Here is a 17,299-nt window from a genome sequence, read left to right as displayed (position 1 = left end):
TATGTAAAAAAATGTTGTTGAAATGTTTAGAGAAAGCTTTTATAATTAATATAAACACTAAGTAAACGTTTTACTAAAACGTTTTATTAAAATGGAGGGGTAAAAATGAAAAAAGTATTATCTTTAATGCTAAGTGTATTAATGTTTATAACATTAACACTAACTGGATGTGGAAGTAAAGACTCTGGTGGACAAACTCCTAAGGATGATGGAAAGGACAAAGCATTAAAAATTGTATTACTGCTTAATGGTAACTTAGGTGATAAATCCTTTTTCGACTCAGCAAATGAGGGTTTAAATCAAATCAAGGAAAAATTTAAAGCTGAGACAAAAGTAATAGAAATTGGGCCAGATCAAACAAAATGGGAACCAACATTGGCAGACGTATCTGAAGAGAATTGGGATATAATAATTGTTGGAACATGGCAGATGCAAGAATATTTACAAAAAGTTGCACCTCAGCACCCAGATAAAAAATACATATTATTTGACTCTTCTGTAGATTATTCAAAAGGAGATTTCAAAAATGTATACTCAATAAATTATAAGCAAAATGAAGGATCTTTCTTAGCAGGAGCTTTAGCAACAAAAATAACTGCTTCAAACATGAAGTTAGCTAACAAAGAAAAAGTTATTGGTTTTGTTGGTGGGGCAGATATACCTGTAATAAACGATTTTCTTATAGGATATATAAAAGGTGCTCAGCATGTGGACCCACAAATGAAAGTAGCTATATCTTATATTGGAGATTTCTTCAATAGCGCAAAGGGTAAAGAAATGGCTTTAGCTCAATTTAACCAGAAGGTAGATTTAGTATTCCCAGTTGCTTCTCAAGCAGGTTTAGGTGCATTAGATGCAGCTAAAATAGAAAAGAAATATGCTATTGGTGTTGACTCCGACCAAGCTTTATTATTTAAAGATGATGAAGAAAAAGCAAATTTAATTATGAGCTCAGTTTTAAAAAGAGTTGATAACTCTTTAGTAAGAGCAATAGAACTTCACACACAAGGAAAATTACCATGGGGAACAGCTGAGGCTTTAGGAATAAAAGAAGATGCTGTTGGACTAGCTATAAATGAGTACTACAATAAGAATGTTCCAGAAGATATGAGAAAGTTTGTAGAAGAGCTTTCAAAGAAGATAGTTGCTGGAGAAATAAAGGTTGATTCAGCTATTGGAATGGATACAAAAGTTCTTAATGAAATAAGAAATGCAGTAAAACCTTAATACATGAATATGCACTGGCTAAACCCAGTGCATATAATTTAATTAGTAAAATCATATGAGTAGAGGTGAAGGATTTGTCAGGAGAAATTTTAAAGATGGATAACATAACCAAAGTATATCCTAATGGAATGGTAGCCAATAAGAATATAAATTTTTCTGTTAAAGCAGGAGAAATACATGCGCTTATGGGGGAAAATGGAGCAGGTAAAAGTACTTTAATGAAAATACTATTTGGACTTGAGGCTCCTGAAGAAGGAGATATTTACTTAAAGGGACAAAAGATAAAAATTGACTCACCCAATATAGCAATTAAAAGTGGGATTGGTATGGTGCATCAGCATTTTATGCTTGTTCCTTCACTTACTGTAGCAGAAAATATGGTTTTAGGAATAGAGCCAAAGAAGAATGGTTTTATTGATTTTGATAAAGCTATAAAAATTACTGAGGAAATATCTCATAAGTACAATCTAATAGTAGACCCTAGAGCAAAGGTGGCAGATTTGCCTGTTGGAATAAAACAAAAGGTGGAAATACTTAAAGCACTACTTAGAGGAGCAGAGATATTAATACTGGACGAGCCTACAGCTGTGTTAACTCCCCAGGAAACAAAGGAATTATTTACTGAACTAGTAACTTTGAAAGACAAAGGACATACTATTATATTTATTTCCCATAAATTAAAAGAAATAAAAGAAATATGTGACAGAATAACAATTTTAAGAAGTGGAAAAAGCGTAGGAGTTTATGATGTAAAAAAGGTATCTCAAGAGGATATTTCTAGACTTATGGTAGGTCGCGATGTAATTTTAAAAGTAGAGAAAGGACCTAGTAAGCCTAAAGAGACAGTTTTAAAAGTAACAAATATAAATCATGTAGATGATACAGGAAAAGACATATTAAAGGATATAAATTTCTCTGTTAGAAAAGGAGAAATACTTGGTATAGCCGGTGTAGAAGGTAATGGACAAAGAGAACTTATCGAATTAATTACGGGCTTACAAAAATATCATAATGGCGAGATTTTAATTGATAATAATGATATAAAAAATTTAAATATAAAACAGATAAGAGATTTAGGAACCTCTCATATATCAGAAGATAGAATGACTTATGGAGTAGCTGGAGAGGCAAGCATTGAAGAAAATATTATTTCAGATAGATTTAATAGTAAAGATTTTAATAAAAGTGGACTAATGAATATGGGAAAAATACATTCCATGGTTAAAGAGCTTATAAGTTCTTACAAAGTAAAATGTGATAGTCCTAGTCAACCAGTAAAAATGTTATCTGGCGGGAATATACAAAAAGTTGTTGTAGCAAGAGAATTTTCATCTTCTCCAAAGCTTATAATTGCTAATCAACCAACTAGAGGAATAGATGTAGGCGCTACTGAATTTATTCATAAAAAGTTAGTAGAATTAAGAGATAATGAAATAGGTGTATTATTAGTATCGGCAGATTTAAATGAAGTAATGGAATTAAGCGATAGTCTTATGGTAATGTATGGTGGAGAAATTGTAGCATATTTTAAGGATAGCTCTAGCGTTACAGAAGAAGAGCTAGGAACTTATATGTTGGGAATAAACAAACAATCTCCTGAAGAGATAAGGAGGGCTATGAATGAGTAGTAAAAAGATAGAAACACAATTTGAAATAATAAGAACTTTTGTAGCTATTTTATTGGCAATGTCATTAGCCTTTTTAATTATTTTAGGGATAAGCAAACAGCCTTTAAATGCATTGACAACATTTTTAACGGGACCATTTTCGTCTATTAGACGTTTTGGAAATATGATTGAAATGTCAATCCCTTTTATTTTTGCAGGTTTATCAGTATGTGTAATGTTTCAAGCAAAACAATTTAATATGATAAGCGAAGGAGCTTTTTTCATAGGAGGAGTAGCAGCTTCATATATTGCTGTTAAAGTAATGCTACCTATGGGAATACATCCAATTGTAGCAATATTATTTGGAGGATTAATTGGAGCTATAGCAGGATTCATACCAGGTATATTAAAAACAAAGTGGAATGCAAATGAGTTAGTTTCGTCTCTAATGCTAAATTATGTGTTTTTGTACCTAGGAATTTATGTGATTAATAATATATTAAGAGACCCAAATGCAGGAATGATGGCTTCATTTATTTTTGAAGAAACAGCAATGTTTAAAAAAATTGTTCCAGGAACAAGAATTCATCTTGGAGTTTTTGTAGCTATATTATCTATAATTTTGACTTATTTATTTATGTATAGGTCAAAATGGGGATATGCATTAAGAATGACTGGGTTAAACGAGAACTTTGCAAGATATTCTGGAATTAATACTGGAAGAGTAATTATATATTCCCAAGTTTTAGGTGGATTCATAGCTGGATTAGGTGGAGCTACTGAAATATTAGGAATGTATCAAAGATTTCAGTGGCAAAGTTTACCTGGATACGGTTTTGATGGAATAATTGTAGCAATACTAGCAAGAAACAATCCTTTATTTGTGCCAATAGGAGCTATATTTTTGGCTTATTTAAGGGTTGGTGCAGATATTATGGCAAGAATGACAGATGTGCCAAGTGAAGTAATATCCGTTATTCAAGCAATTATAATCATGCTTATAGCAGCAAATAGATTCTTAGCAAAGTGGAAACATCAAAGAATTGTTAAGGATTCTCAGGAAAAGTTAGCTGTTAAGGAGGGAAAGTAGAATGGAAGGACTTTTTTCAATAATATTTACAGCAAATTTCGGATACGCAATATTAAGAGTTACCACTCCTATACTTTTTGCATCTTTAGCAGCATTAATTTCAGATAAAGCTGGAGTTATAAATATAGGATTGGAAGGTATAATGCTTTCAGCTGCATTAGCAGGGGTAGTGACTAGTGCTTTTAGTCAAAGTGCATTGGTTGGAATATTATGTGCAGTAATAGTTGGAATTTTACTTTCGTTAGTACTAGCATATTTCTCTCTTAACTTGAAATCAGATATTATCTTAACAGGTATAGCCTTAAACCTGTTAGCTAGTGGAGGAACTATTTTCTTATTGTTTTTAGCAGCTAAAGATAAAGGAATTTCAGTTTCTCTAAAGAGTATGGTTGCACCAGAAGTAACTATACCATTATTAAATAAAATACCTGTTTTAGGACAGATTTTATCAGGACATAATATCCTAACATACTTATCATTGATATCAGTGGTGATAGTACATTTCTTTTTATATAGAACTCCACTGGGACTTAAAATCAGAGCCGTTGGGGAAAATGCTAATGCAGCAGACTCTGTAGGTATAAGTGTAAAAAAAGTTCAATATCTAGCATTGGTACTAAGTGGTATATTTGCAGCACTAGGGGGAGCGTATATGTCCATGGGTTATGTTTCATGGTTTTCAAGAGATATGACTGCAGGAAGAGGATTTATAGCTCTTGCAGCAGAAGCCATGGGTAGAGGAACACCACTTGGAACCTTCGTAGCTGCTTTGATATTTGGATTTGCAGATGCCCTTTCCAATGTAATGCAATCCTTAAGAGTGCCAGCAGAATTTGTTCAAATGGTACCTTATTTAACTACTATATTAGGTTTAGTTATATACTCAATACAACAATCTAACAAAACTAAGAAAATTAGGAGGAAGTAATTATGCGTATACCAGTTATAATAGATTGCGATCCAGGTCATGATGATGCCATAGCTCTTTTACTAGCTTTTGCAAGTCCTAGATTAGATGTAAAAGCTGTAACTATAGTAGCAGGAAATCAAACCCAAGAAAAAACCTTAAATAATGCGTTGAAAGTTCTAAGCTTTGCAGAAATAGATGTACCAGTAGCTAAAGGAGATGATAAGCCTATTATGAGAGACCTCATAATAGCACCAGAGGTTCATGGGGATAGTGGACTTGATGGGCCAGAGCTTCCAGAACCTACTCTAAAAGCTTCTAATTTATCGGCGTTAGAACTAATGGCAAAAACAGTGAGAGAAAGTGAAGAAAAGGTTACTTTAATTCCTACAGGAGCCCTTACCAACATTGCAAAGTTCTTTTTATGTTATCCAGAGCTAAAAGGAAAGATAGAAAGAATTTCATTAATGGGAGGAGCATGCTTTGGGGGCAACTGGACACCAGCAGCAGAGTTTAACATATTAGTGGATCCAGAAGCGGCGGACATAGTGTTTAAGTCAGGAATTCCAATAACAATGTGTGGATTAGATGTTACTCATAAAGCTTTAATATATCAAGAAGACATTGATAGAATAAGGGATTTAGGTGGAAAGGTAGCTGTAATGGTTGCAGAACTTTTAGATTTCTTTGCAAAGTTCCATGTGCAAATGGGCTTTGATGGAAGTCCACTACATGATCCTTGTGCAGTAGCTTGGGTAATTGATCCATCAGTAATTACGACGACAAAGCTTCATGTTGATATTGAAACTAAGGGTGAGCATACATTAGGAGCTACAGTAGTAGACTATTATGATGTTTTAAAGAAAGAGAAGAATGTAGATGTAGCTTTTGATATTGACAGAAAAAGATTTGTAGATATGTTAGTAGAAGCTATGCAATATTATAACTAAGGAGGTAATTTGATTTGAAAATACCTGTAATTATAGATACAGATCCAGGAGTGGATGATGCTATAGCCTTATTTTTGGCATTTTCATCAGACAAGCTAGATATAAAGGCGATTACCTCAGTAGGTGGGAATATTCCTTTATGTAAAACTACTAAAAATGCTTTGGATTTAGTAGATTATATAGGTAAAAATACAATAGTTTCAAAGGGGGCAGAGGGCCCTATACTTAGAAAGTTAGAGACAGCAGAATGGGTCCATGGAGAATCAGGATTAGCTTCTGTAGTTTTACCTGAGAGTAATATAAAGTTACAAGAAAAAAGCGCTTGGGATGTTATGTACGACGAAGCTGTTAAACAGGAAGGAAAACTAAATATTATAACATTAGGACCACTTACGAATGTAGCAATGGCCTTGATTAAATACCCTGATTTAAAGGACAAAGTAGAAAAGATAACCATGATGGGTGGAGCTTGCTATATAGGTAATACTACGCCAGCAGCGGAATTTAATATATATGTTGATGCAGAAGCCGCGGACATAGTATTTAAATCTGGAATTCCAATAACCATGGTAGGATTAGATGCCACACATAAGTCTTGTATTTATGAAAATGAAATAACTGAAATAGTAAATGTAAATAATAGAGTTTCACAAGTAGTAAAAGAACTATTTCAATCTTGTTTGAGAGTTTGCAAATATTTTAATTTGGATGGAGCTATTGTGCATGATGCTTTAGCTGTAGCAGCAGTAATCGACCCATCAATAATCTACAAGGAAGATCACTATGTAACTATAGAGACAAAAGGTGAACTTACTTACGGAAAAACAGTGGTAGACATTTATAATGTTACTAAGAATAAAGCTAATGCTGAGGTTGCCTTAGGAGTAGATAGGGAAAAGTTTATAGAAATGTTTAAAGGGATGATGAAAGTTTATGTTTAAGGATTTTTATAAATGGGATATGCTTTTAAGAGATTGTAATATTATCGATGAAAAGGGAAATACGAAGAGTGGAAGCAATATATATATATTAAATGGAAAAATAAATAAGATATCAGAGGAATATGAAGAGGGTGCCAAAGAAGTAGTAGATTGTAAAAATTACTATGTAACTCCTGGTTTTGTAAATCTTCATACCCATGTACCAATGAATATACTAAAAGGATTGGCTGAAGATGTAAACATTAATGATTGGTTTAATACAGAAATATTTCCATATGAGAGTAAGCTTAACCCTATGGACGTATATTATGGAGCATTGCTAGGAATAAGTGAAATGATAGACAGCGGTGTTACAGCCTTTGCTGATCACTATTTATTTGCAGATAAAATATGTGATGCAGTTATACAAAGTGGTATAAGGGGGGATATAGCACCTACCATATTTGGTTTAGCAGACAATTATGAAGATATATTAGATGAAGCATCAGAGCTTATAGAAAAAAGAAGAAACGAAAGTGGCAGGCTTAAGTTAAGAATAGGTCCCCATGCTCCGTATACATGCCCGCAAGATAGGTTGGAAAAAATAATAAAAAGGGCAGAAGAATTGGAGGTAGGTATACATATACATGTATCAGAAACCGAGGAACAGGTATCTCAAAGTTTAGATGTGCATGGTAAAACGCCTTTTCAAATGCTGTACGAGGCAGGAGGATTTAAGAGACCGTTGATAATTGCTCATGGATTGTGGGTGGAAGAAGAGGATTTTAAATATATAAATGATAAGTCCTACTTTGCTATATGTCCTAAAACTTATATGAAATTAGGTATGGGTAAGGGCAAGGTTTGGGATAATTATGATAAACTTCCTCTATGTATAGGTACAGATGGAGCTGCTAGCTCCAACACTTTGAATCCTTTAGAACAACTAAGGTTTCTAGCTTTAATTGGGAAATTTGAGAATAGAGCAGAGGACTTTAAATTAAAACATATGTGGGAAATACTGATGAGAGGTCATAAAGCATTGAACTTTAATACTGGAGAGTTAAAAGAAGGATTTAATGCAGATTTACTTATATGGGATTTAAATATGACCAATACTTATCCTAACTATAATCCACTGGCATCTATAATTTATAGTGCTGAAAGCAAGAATATAATACACTCAATAGTGGAAGGTAAATTCATTAAAAAGAATGGTGAAGTTCTATTTAAAAATGAATTTATTTGGAGTGAAATTGGAGCTGTCTCAAAGAAGATTGTGGACAGAGGAAAAGGTATAAATAAAGTTTCATATTAAAGGAGGAATTATAATGAGAAAAGCTTGGGAAATGGAACATGAATTAATGCAAAATGCTATGCCTGTAGTATTAAGTGCTGAAGAGCAAACTTGGGATACAGGAGCAGAATTTGCTGAGAAATACATAGAAACAATGACTAAATTGGTTTGGAAAAGTAACGTGCCAGGGTCATTTGCCCCAGAAAGAGTTATAATTGGTGCAATTCAATCTATGGAAAATATGGGACTTAGAGTAGAAAAAGCTGAAGAATTGATCCCTCTTGGATTAAAGGCTTTAGAAGAAGACAACATAATAGAATTAAGCAAAATAACTGCTAGAGTTTATTATGAATTAAATAACGCTGAAAAGGACTTGAAATCACCATATTGGCAATATAAGATATACTCAAATTGGGATGAATATAAAAATTCAGTGAATTTTTATAAATATGATAAGGGAGATATCTTGGGAGAAGACTTTGAAGAAAAAATATTAGCAGGATGGATAGCTCAAATCTGTGCTGGAGCACTAGGTACTGCAATAGAAGGATATACAACGGAAAACATTGAAAAAACCTTTGGGGATGTAACATATTATGTTAGAAAGCCTAATACATATAATGATGATATAACTTATGAATTAGCTTTCTTAAAGGCTTTTGACGAAAAGGGCTACAATGTAACTTCAAAAGATATAGCTGAAGAATGGGTTGGGCTTATTCCTTTAGGATGGTCAGCAGAAGATATTGCATTGAAAAATATTAAGGGCGGAATATACCCTCCTTTAAGTGGAGAATTTAATAACTACTATCGCGAATGGATAGGAGCTCAAATGAGAGGGGCAATATGTGGTATGGTTGCTCCAGGAAATCCAGAAGAAGCAGCAAGACTTGCGTGGATTGATGGTGTAATTTCTCATCATAATAATGGTGTAATTGGAGAAATATTTAATGCAGTTTTAGTATCTCTTGCTTTTGTAGAGAAGGATGTAAGAACTATATTAGATAAAACTATAGATATGATACCAAAGGATTCAGAATATTATTCAGTAATAGATTTTGCTTATAACCAATGTAAGAATAGCAATAGTTGGAGAGAGGCGTGGAAGCCTTGTGAAGAAAAATTTAAGATGTACAATTGGATTCATGCATATCCAAATGCAGCTGCAGAAGTAGTGGCTTTATATTTTGGAGAAAATGATTTTGATAAGACAATGAATATAATATCTATGGCTGGACAGGATGTAGATTGTAATGCAGCTCAGATTGCCACCATATATGGAATAATTCATGGATTAAAAGGAATTGATAAAAAGTGGTATGAGCCTATTGGTGATGATTTAATAACTTATGTTAGAAGTATGAAGAATTTAAAAATAAGTGAACTATCAAAATGGACAGTAGAAGCTACGAGAAAGGCCTGCAAGGGAGAAAAATAATGGGTATAACTATTAAGGATATAGCCAAGGAGGCTAATGTATCCATTGCCACAGTGTCTAGGGTTATAAACAACAAAGAAGATGGTGTTGGCATAGAAACCAGAGAAAAGATTTTAAATATAATGAGAAAGCATAACTATATACCCAGTAGCATAGCTAGGGGATTAGTTACTAAAAAGACTAATATAATAGGGCTTGTATTGCCTGATATAAATAACCCTTTCTTCCCTGGTATAGTTAGGGGAGTTGAAGACGCTGCCAATCAGTATGGATATAATATTATTCTTTGTAATACAGATGATAATGAGGAAAAAGAAAAAACCTATATACAAATATTAAAAGAAAAGTGCGTAGATGGAGTAATTTATACCAGTACCTTGGAAAATAAAGGTGAAAATATTAATTTATTTTATAAATATAAAATTCCATTTGTATCAATGGATAGAAATATAAAGGTAGATAATATTCCATTTGTTGCAACGGATGGTAAAAAGGGTATGCTTAAGATGGTAGAATATCTTTTGCAAAACGGCCATACTGAAATAGCTTATATATCTGGTAAAAAAGGAGTAGCTTGTAATTATGGCAGATTAAATGGGTATATAGAAGCTTTAAAAAATTACGGAATACCAATAAAAGAAGAGTTTATAAAACACGGAGACTATAAGGTTACTGGTGGCATAAAGTGTATGGGTGAGCTTTTAGAATGTAGTAATAAGTTTACAGCAGTAGTATGTGAAAATGATTTAATGGCAATAGGAGCTTTAGAAGTTTTAAATAGTAAAAAGATTGAAGTTCCTAGAGAGATTTCAGTGACAGGATATGACAATATATTTTTAACAAAGGTAACTTTTCCAAAGCTGACTACTATATCCCAACCAACATATGAAATGGGAGTTAAAGCTGTAGAATTGTTAATGAAATTAATTGATGAAGAAGAACTTAAGGAGAAAGAAGTAATTTTAGATACTGATTTAATCATAAGGGATTCTGTATCAAAAAGAGGTGAGTTTATTGGAAATTTTAGTTATAGGTAGTATTAATATAGATTATGTTTCTACTGTAGAGAAACTTCCTAAAAAGGGAGAAACTCTTCATGCAAATTCCTTTGAGGATAGTGCTGGAGGTAAGGGAGCTAATCAAGCAGTAGGAGCTAGACGATTAGGTGCAAATGTATCTATGATTGGGGCTGTAGGCAAGGATGCAATAGGTGGTAGGCTGAAAGATAGCTTAGCAAGGGAAGGCATAGATGTTAGCCGCATAAATACTGTAGATGTACCTACAGGTAACGCTATAATAACTGTAGATAAAAATGGAGATAATACTATAGTAGTTTACTCAGGTGCAAATTTTGAAATAGATAATAAGTGGATAGAAGATTCCGAAGAATTGATAAAGAAAAGTGATATAGTAGTTTTGCAGTTAGAAATACCTATGGATGCTGTAGTTTATTCTGCTAAGGTAGCTAAAAAGTATAATAAGAGAGTTATTTTAAACCCAGCACCGGCAAAAGAATTGCCACAAGAAATATATCAGTATATAGACTATATAACTCCTAATGAAACAGAATTACAAGAACTTACAAGTATTGAAAATATAGAGTTAGGAGTAAAGGAACTTTTAGGCAGAGGAGCTAAAAATGTAATAGTTACGTTAGGAGAGAAGGGATGCTATTACTTAGGGGAGGAAGGTACCCATGTAGTGGATAGTTTCAAAATTAATGCCGTAGATACAACTGCAGCGGGAGATTCTTTTAATGGGGCTTTAGCTGTAGCTTTGTGCCAAAATAAAGATATAAAGGATGCTTTAAGGTATGCCAATGCAGTAGGAGCTTTAACTGCTACTAAAAAAGGAGCCCAAACTTCATTACCGTATGGCAAAGAAGTAGAAAAATTCATCATAATGAAATAAATAATATAAGTAAAGTATGAATGATAAGTGTAAGAAGTTATCATTCATACTTTATTTTTATTTTGGATTATTGAAAAAGATAACTATAATATTAGTAAGAAGCAACCTGCAATAATAGCTAAATAATTAATATGATACAAAGGCATAATAATTCTAAAAGTGAAAGGATAAAAAGAATGAAGCTAAATAGAGAATTTTATAATAGAAATAGTACTATGGTGGCAGAGGAATTATTAGGCAAAGTGTTAGTAGTTAAGTATGATAACGCTGTGTGTAAAGGTAAAATAGTAGAAGTAGAGGCGTATATGGGACCTATGGATAAAGCAGCACATTCCTATAATAACAGAAGAACTAAAAGAACTGAGATTATGTATGGAAAACCAGGATTTTCTTATGTATACTTTATTTATGGACTTTATTATTGTATGAATGTGGTAACTAGGGAAGAGGGTATACCTCAGGCAGTATTAATTAGAGGTGTAGAACCTTTAGCTGGCTTCAATGAGATGAGCTTCAGAAGATTTAAGAAAAGCTACGATGATTTAACTAATAAAGAGAAAATAAATATTACTAATGGCCCATCAAAGTTATGTTCAGCTATGGGCATTGGGAGAGAATTTAATGCTCTAGATTTATTAGGTGATACAATTTATATAGAAGAAGGAGAAAAAGAAAGCTTTAATATTGTTACTGCAAAGCGTATTGGAATAGACTACGCAGAAGAGGCAAAGGATTATTTATGGAGATTTTACATAAAGGATAATAAATATGTATCTAAAAAATAGAAAGGGTTGGTGAAATTAATGATCGTGTTGTATTATGATTGTTTTTCAGGAATTAGTGGGGATATGAATTTAGGAGCTATGATAGACTTAGGAGTGGATGAAAAATATTTATTAGATGAATTAAATAAAATGCACTTACATGGCTACCATATAGAAATCACTCGTGATGAAAGAAAGGGAATAACGGGAACTAAGGTTAATGTGATTTTAGAGGAGCATCACCACCACGACCATGATGACGCTCCTGGCCATGACCATCATCACCATCATGAGCATAGAAACTTAATGGATATAGAGGAGATTATATATAGTAGTGAATTAAGTCCTAAGGTTAAAAAGCTTAGCATGGATATGTTTAATAAAATAGCTAAAGCAGAGAGTAAAATTCATGGCAAAACAATAGAAGAAGTTCATTTTCATGAAGTAGGTGCCGTAGATTCTATTGTAGATATTGTAGGAGCTGCTATATGCTACGACTTTTTAAAAGTAGACAAAGTGATTTCCTCTCCAATAGAAGTGGGTAAGGGTTTTGTTAATTGTGCCCATGGAACTTTTCCAGTACCAGCACCTGCAACTTTAGAAATATTAAAGGGAATACCAATTAAAAAAGGAAACATTCCTTTTGAGGCTACTACTCCTACAGGAGCTGCGATATTAGCTACTTTTGCTTCTGAATTTAGAGAAGATTTAAATATTAATATTCATAAAACTGCCTATGGAATAGGTCATAAAGACAAGGGAGATATACCTAATGTTTTAAGGGTTTTTCTTGGAGAAGTTGAAAGCTATGAAGAGTTATATATGTTGGAATGCAATATGGATGATATGAATCCGGAGATTTATCCATACGTAATGGAAGGACTCTTTAAAGTGGGGGCCATAGAAGTGTTTTTAACCCCAATAATAATGAAAAAGGGAAGACCTGGCGTAAATTTGTCTGTTCTTTACGCTACTTCAAAGGAAGAAGAGATAAAAGATTTAATATTAAAGGAGACTACTACATTAGGCTTTAGAAAATATAAAGTTCAAAGGCAATATTTAAGAAGAAATATAGAATATGTGAATACAAAATATGGACAAGTAAGAATTAAAAATTCATATTTAAAGGGTGAAAAAATAAAATCTAAACCCGAATATGAAGATGTTAAGGAAATTGCTGAAAGAGAAGGTCTACCATTTAGAGAAATATATAATAATATTTCGGAGGGGCAAAATGGAAAGTAAATATGAAAAGCTAATTAAATATTTAAAGAACTTAGGGAAAGTTGCTATTGCTTTCTCAGGAGGAGTAGATAGTACTTTTTTACTAAAAGCATGCAAAGAAGCATTGGAGGATAACGTAATTGCTATAACTGTAAAGGCTCCTTATATTCCTCTAAGAGAAATAAAAGAAGTTGAAGAAATGATAAAAGATACTTCTATAGAACATTACTTTTTAGAAATGCCTTTAATAGAAGAAATTAGGTTTAATCCTAAAGATAGATGTTATATATGCAAAAAAGAAATATTTAAGCATATAAAAGATTTTGCTAAAGATAGAGGCGCCAAGCATGTATTAGATGGAACTAATTTTGATGATACGAAAGAATATAGGCCTGGGCTTAAGGCGTTAGAGGAACTTGAAATTAAAAGCCCTCTTAAGGAGTTAGGTTTCACAAAAGAAGAGATTAGAAAATATTCTAAGGATTTAAACTTAAATACTTGGGATAAACCTTCATATGCTTGTCTTTTATCTAGAATTCCTTATGGTGAAGAAATATCTTTTAAAGAGCTAGATAGAGTTGAAAAAAGTGAAAATTACTTACATGAACTAGGATTTATAGGGGCTAGGGTAAGAAGTTATGGATATACTGCAAGAATAGAAATGTATAAAAGTCAAATGATAAGATTGCTTGAAAACAATTTACTAGATAAGGTGGTATTAGAACTAAAAGCCTTAGGATATAATTATGTGACTCTAGATCTAGAGGGATACAGAAGTGGAAGCATGGATATAATGGTAAAGGGTGGAGAAAAGAATGAGTGAACAAGAAATAAGGGAATTACTAACTAAGGTAAAAAAAGAAGAAATCTCCTTTGAAGAAGGAGTAAAAGCATTAAAGGACCTTCCCTTTAAAGATTTAGGCTTTGCTAAAATTGATAATCATAGAGAACTTAGAGTAGGATATCCTGAGATAATATATTGTGGAGGAAAAACCATAGAGCAAGTAAGAGAAATAATTAAATTTATGCTTACTAAAGAAAACAATATATTGGCAACTAGGGCTACAGAAGAAATGTATAAGGAAGTAAAAGAATTTTGCAAGGATGCAGAGTATCATAAGGAAGCTAAGATTATAAGGATAATGCAGAAAAGGCCTCAATATAGTGATAGCTATATTGCTGTAGTTGCTGCAGGCACTTCAGATATTTCTGTTTGTGAAGAAGCGGCCATAACGGCAGAGACTTTTGGAAACAAAGTAGAAAGAATTTATGACGTTGGAGTGGCTGGCATACATAGATTATTTGATAAATTGGATATAATAAGAGGAGCTAAGGTTATAATTGTAGTAGCAGGTATGGAAGGAGCGCTGGCTAGTGTAGTTGGAGGACTGGTAGATAAACCAGTAATAGCTGTACCTACCAGTGTAGGATATGGAGCTAATTTTAATGGCTTGGCAGCTCTTTTATCCATGCTAAATAGCTGTGCCTCAGGAGTTACTGTAGTAAACATAGACAACGGTTTTGGAGCAGGCTATAGTGCTAGTATGATTAATAGACTTTAAATTTATAATTTAAAGGTGAGATGAATGAGAAGAAAAAGTTCAAGAGGATTTTTCCTAATTATGTTAGCATTTTGTTTAGTATTATTTTCTTGCAATAGTAAAACTCCACAAAATGGATTTAACAAAAGACTAAGAGGGCAAGTAAATATTATTGTAGAGAAGGAAAAAGAATATTATATAAAGACATTTGCTAAGGAGTTTACAGGTGTTTTCCCTAGCGTTTCTTTTAATATTAAAGTTGAAGAAGATTTTTATGATAATACGGAAGAAATATTAAATGCTAGGGGGGAAAATAGAAATGATATTATAATAATGGACACTAAATATTCTCCCTATATAGTAAAGGAATATTCAGATGAGCTTTGGGATATTTCATCCATTCTAGAGCCTTATAAGGATAGTTATTATAAAGAAGATATAAAAAAATTTGCACTTGACCAGGGGATTTATGGATTACCCTTAGATAAAAAGCCGTATTTTATGATATATAGAAAAGATATATTTGAAAAAGGTAAAATAAAAAGTGAAAATATAAGAACCTGGCAAGAGTTTATAAGTAAATGTAAGGAATTAAATAAGAGTTTGAATAAAGATTATAAATTTATGTGGGAAGAAAAGGACAATGATATTTATCATGTAATGCTAAGTCAAGTGGCTGGGAGCAATAACTATTTTTCAGAAAACAGTAGCTTATCCTCGGATAAAATTAAAAAAGTTACTCTCACTAAAGAGCTTTTGAAAAAAGAAAATATGATATCTCGAGAAGATTTAATAGAGGGAATTAAAAAAGAGAGAGTTATAGCTACTATGGTAAGCATGGAATTATTACATGAAATAATGAACAGTCTACCAGAAATGAAAGGTAAATGGACATTGACAAAGGTGCCTGCTTTTGAAATTGGTGGCAATAGAGAAGTTCTTTTAGAAGGCCATAGCATTTTTATATCTAGAGATAGTTCAAATAAAGATGCTGTTTTAACTTTTTTAGAGTATATAATAGCTAATGAAAAAATACAACAACAGCTATTATTGGGGAAAGGTATATTCTCTTCTAATGTGAACTCTCTCAAGTGGAGTGACTTAAATAAAAAAGTAGAATACTATAATAATGCTAAATTGTGGATTTTAGCAGCAAATGCAGAAAAGCTTCTCATGGGAAAATGAGAAGCTTTTTATGAATCTTCAAAAGTTTTATTATAGGCTTCTAGGGTCTTTAATGCAGTTTTTTCCCAAGAAAATAAAGAGGATCTTAGTATTGCTTTTTCCTTAATGGAATTTTGGTAATCCATATCTGAAAGAATTTTTTCCATTATATCTTCTAAGCCTTTTTCGTCATAGGGATTTATTAAAATACCTCCATCTCCAACTACCTCAGGAATGGAAGAGAGGTTTGAGGATATAACTGGAGTCCCACAACTCATAGCTTCTAAAGGTGGAAGTCCAAAACCTTCATACAGTGATGGATATACAAATAAATCACACCCATTATATAATAACGGGAGATGACCCTCGGGCACAAAACCTGTAAAAACAATATTATCCCTTGCTTTTGTATTATTGCTCATATTAAGTAGTGATTGACCACTATCTTTATTTGCACCAACAATGACAAGTTCATATTCTATTGGAAGCTTATTGTATAGCTTGGAAAAAGCAGCAATCAGTGAGTGAACATTTTTTCTGGGACTGAAGCCCCCAATGTATAATATAAATGGTTTGGTGATGTTATAAAATTTTTTAAGAATAAAATTACACTTCTCTTTATCCATTGGTCTATATTTAATATCGGCAGCTAATGGAGTTACAAAAATCTTATCTGGATCAAATTTAGGGAAAAATTTGATTATATCGTTTTTTGACCACTGAGAAACCGTTAATATACTATGACAGTTATCAATTAATGGGGGTATTTCTTTTAAAAACTTATTTAAATATCCTTTCCCTACAGTTTCAGGCATTATATATGGAATTAAATCGTGTATAGTAATAATCTTTTTACATGACAAGTCTTGATTCAAACCTATGCCATTTTGAGGCACATGGTATAAATCTATTTCTTCTTGAGATATATTCTGTGGAAAATAATAATCTTCAAAGAAGCTCTTACTTCTTTTGGATGTGAGAGTTATCTTTGAGTTATCTTTTTTAAATTGTGTATAATTTTCACCCCACCAATAGAGATGATAAAAATTTTTCTCATCAATGTTTAATAAATTTTGTAATAAATTTTCTGTATATGTTCCAATTCCAGTCCCCTTGTAAAAATTAATTCCCCTAGCGTCAATGGCAATTTTCATTTAAATCCCTCCTTAAGGTAACAGGGCAGTTATAAAAGGTTATATATTATTAATATTATATATAGTTGAAAAAGGTGTCATTTAGCACATACAAAGGAAATTTTA

Annotated in this window: 16 protein-coding genes; 15 read left to right on the top strand and 1 reads right to left on the bottom strand. The window is 32.4% G+C overall.

Features of this window, described 5'->3' with window-relative positions:
* Window positions 1-105: 105 nt before the first annotated feature.
* The 15 genes from ABDZ69_RS13860 (at window position 106) to ABDZ69_RS13790 (ending at window position 16,061) form a co-directional block, all read left to right on the top strand.
* Window positions 106-1,227 carry a BMP family ABC transporter substrate-binding protein gene (locus tag ABDZ69_RS13860; RefSeq protein WP_343770518.1) on the top strand — a complete coding sequence of 374 codons (1,122 nt, stop codon included), beginning with the start codon at window positions 106-108 and terminating at the stop codon, window positions 1,225-1,227.
* 65 nt (window positions 1,228-1,292) lie between these two features.
* Entirely contained in the window at window positions 1,293-2,855 is a 1,563-nt protein-coding gene (locus tag ABDZ69_RS13855) for an ABC transporter ATP-binding protein (protein ID WP_343770516.1), read from the top strand.
* Window positions 2,848-3,924 carry an ABC transporter permease gene (locus tag ABDZ69_RS13850; RefSeq protein WP_343770514.1) on the top strand — a complete coding sequence of 359 codons (1,077 nt, stop codon included), beginning with the start codon at window positions 2,848-2,850 and terminating at the stop codon, window positions 3,922-3,924. The genes ABDZ69_RS13855 and ABDZ69_RS13850 overlap by 8 nt, the downstream gene beginning before the upstream one ends.
* Window position 3,925: 1 nt before the next feature.
* Window positions 3,926-4,852, top strand: coding sequence for an ABC transporter permease (locus tag ABDZ69_RS13845; protein WP_343770512.1), 927 nt, complete (start codon window positions 3,926-3,928; stop codon window positions 4,850-4,852).
* Window positions 4,853-4,854: 2 nt separating this feature from the next.
* Window positions 4,855-5,781: a pyrimidine-specific ribonucleoside hydrolase RihA gene (gene rihA, locus ABDZ69_RS13840; RefSeq protein WP_343770510.1), complete on the top strand. Its 927-nt coding sequence runs from the start codon at window positions 4,855-4,857 to the stop codon at window positions 5,779-5,781.
* A 14-nt stretch (window positions 5,782-5,795) separates the two neighbouring features.
* Window positions 5,796-6,722 carry a nucleoside hydrolase gene (locus ABDZ69_RS13835; RefSeq protein WP_343770508.1) on the top strand — a complete coding sequence of 309 codons (927 nt, stop codon included), beginning with the start codon at window positions 5,796-5,798 and terminating at the stop codon, window positions 6,720-6,722.
* Window positions 6,715-8,019 (top strand): amidohydrolase family protein, encoded by a 1,305-nt coding sequence (locus ABDZ69_RS13830; protein ID WP_343770506.1) that lies wholly within the window; start codon window positions 6,715-6,717, stop codon window positions 8,017-8,019. Before ABDZ69_RS13835 ends, ABDZ69_RS13830 begins: the two co-directional genes overlap by 8 nt.
* A 13-nt stretch (window positions 8,020-8,032) precedes the next feature.
* Window positions 8,033-9,436, top strand: coding sequence for an ADP-ribosylglycohydrolase family protein (locus ABDZ69_RS13825; RefSeq protein WP_343770504.1), 1,404 nt, complete (start codon window positions 8,033-8,035; stop codon window positions 9,434-9,436).
* The gene (locus tag ABDZ69_RS13820; protein ID WP_343770502.1) at window positions 9,436-10,473 is read left to right on the top strand and encodes a LacI family DNA-binding transcriptional regulator; all 1,038 of its coding nucleotides are present in this window, start codon (window positions 9,436-9,438) and stop codon (window positions 10,471-10,473) included. Before ABDZ69_RS13825 ends, ABDZ69_RS13820 begins: the two co-directional genes overlap by 1 nt.
* Window positions 10,451-11,347: a ribokinase gene (gene rbsK / locus ABDZ69_RS13815; RefSeq protein ID WP_343770501.1), complete on the top strand. Its 897-nt coding sequence runs from the start codon at window positions 10,451-10,453 to the stop codon at window positions 11,345-11,347. Before ABDZ69_RS13820 ends, rbsK begins: the two co-directional genes overlap by 23 nt.
* A 176-nt stretch (window positions 11,348-11,523) precedes the next feature.
* Window positions 11,524-12,132, top strand: a complete 609-nt coding sequence (locus ABDZ69_RS13810; protein ID WP_343770692.1) for a DNA-3-methyladenine glycosylase — start codon at window positions 11,524-11,526, stop codon at window positions 12,130-12,132.
* 18 nt (window positions 12,133-12,150) lie between these two features.
* Window positions 12,151-13,356, top strand: a complete 1,206-nt coding sequence (gene larC / locus ABDZ69_RS13805; protein ID WP_343770690.1) for a nickel pincer cofactor biosynthesis protein LarC — start codon at window positions 12,151-12,153, stop codon at window positions 13,354-13,356.
* A complete protein-coding gene (larE, locus tag ABDZ69_RS13800) occupies window positions 13,346-14,158 on the top strand; it encodes an ATP-dependent sacrificial sulfur transferase LarE (RefSeq protein WP_343770500.1) in 813 nt (270 codons plus the stop codon). Before larC ends, larE begins: the two co-directional genes overlap by 11 nt.
* The gene (gene larB / locus ABDZ69_RS13795) at window positions 14,151-14,897 is read left to right on the top strand and encodes a nickel pincer cofactor biosynthesis protein LarB (protein ID WP_343770499.1); all 747 of its coding nucleotides are present in this window, start codon (window positions 14,151-14,153) and stop codon (window positions 14,895-14,897) included. The genes larE and larB overlap by 8 nt, the downstream gene beginning before the upstream one ends.
* Before the next feature lie 24 nt (window positions 14,898-14,921).
* Window positions 14,922-16,061 carry an ABC transporter substrate-binding protein gene (locus ABDZ69_RS13790; protein ID WP_343770497.1) on the top strand — a complete coding sequence of 380 codons (1,140 nt, stop codon included), beginning with the start codon at window positions 14,922-14,924 and terminating at the stop codon, window positions 16,059-16,061.
* An 8-nt stretch (window positions 16,062-16,069) separates the two neighbouring features.
* Here ABDZ69_RS13790 and ABDZ69_RS13785 read toward each other — a convergent pair whose 3' ends face one another.
* The gene (locus ABDZ69_RS13785) at window positions 16,070-17,194 is read right to left on the bottom strand and encodes a glycosyltransferase family 4 protein (RefSeq protein WP_343770496.1); all 1,125 of its coding nucleotides are present in this window, start codon (window positions 17,192-17,194) and stop codon (window positions 16,070-16,072) included.
* Window positions 17,195-17,299: the final 105 nt, after the last annotated feature.

The sequence above is a fragment of the Clostridium malenominatum genome, from assembly GCF_039521365.1.
Taxonomy (GTDB): Bacteria; Bacillota; Clostridia; order Clostridiales; family Clostridiaceae; genus Clostridium_AW; species Clostridium_AW malenominatum.
The sequence above is the reverse complement of the archived record's forward strand: the minus strand, read 5'-3'. Positions and strand labels throughout refer to the sequence as shown.

Coding starts and splice junctions, on each gene's coding strand:
- larB (WP_343770499.1), top strand. CDS start 14,151: ATGAGTGAACAAGAAATAAGGGAATTACTAACTAAGGTAAAAAAAGAA.
- ABDZ69_RS13785 (WP_343770496.1), bottom strand. CDS start 17,194: ATGAAAATTGCCATTGACGCTAGGGGAATTAATTTTTACAAGGGGACT.
- rihA (WP_343770510.1), top strand. CDS start 4,855: ATGCGTATACCAGTTATAATAGATTGCGATCCAGGTCATGATGATGCC.
- ABDZ69_RS13860 (WP_343770518.1), top strand. CDS start 106: ATGAAAAAAGTATTATCTTTAATGCTAAGTGTATTAATGTTTATAACA.
- larE (WP_343770500.1), top strand. CDS start 13,346: ATGGAAAGTAAATATGAAAAGCTAATTAAATATTTAAAGAACTTAGGG.
- ABDZ69_RS13810 (WP_343770692.1), top strand. CDS start 11,524: ATGAAGCTAAATAGAGAATTTTATAATAGAAATAGTACTATGGTGGCA.
- ABDZ69_RS13850 (WP_343770514.1), top strand. CDS start 2,848: ATGAGTAGTAAAAAGATAGAAACACAATTTGAAATAATAAGAACTTTT.
- larC (WP_343770690.1), top strand. CDS start 12,151: ATGATCGTGTTGTATTATGATTGTTTTTCAGGAATTAGTGGGGATATG.
- ABDZ69_RS13790 (WP_343770497.1), top strand. CDS start 14,922: ATGAGAAGAAAAAGTTCAAGAGGATTTTTCCTAATTATGTTAGCATTT.
- ABDZ69_RS13820 (WP_343770502.1), top strand. CDS start 9,436: ATGGGTATAACTATTAAGGATATAGCCAAGGAGGCTAATGTATCCATT.
- ABDZ69_RS13830 (WP_343770506.1), top strand. CDS start 6,715: ATGTTTAAGGATTTTTATAAATGGGATATGCTTTTAAGAGATTGTAAT.
- ABDZ69_RS13825 (WP_343770504.1), top strand. CDS start 8,033: ATGAGAAAAGCTTGGGAAATGGAACATGAATTAATGCAAAATGCTATG.
- ABDZ69_RS13845 (WP_343770512.1), top strand. CDS start 3,926: ATGGAAGGACTTTTTTCAATAATATTTACAGCAAATTTCGGATACGCA.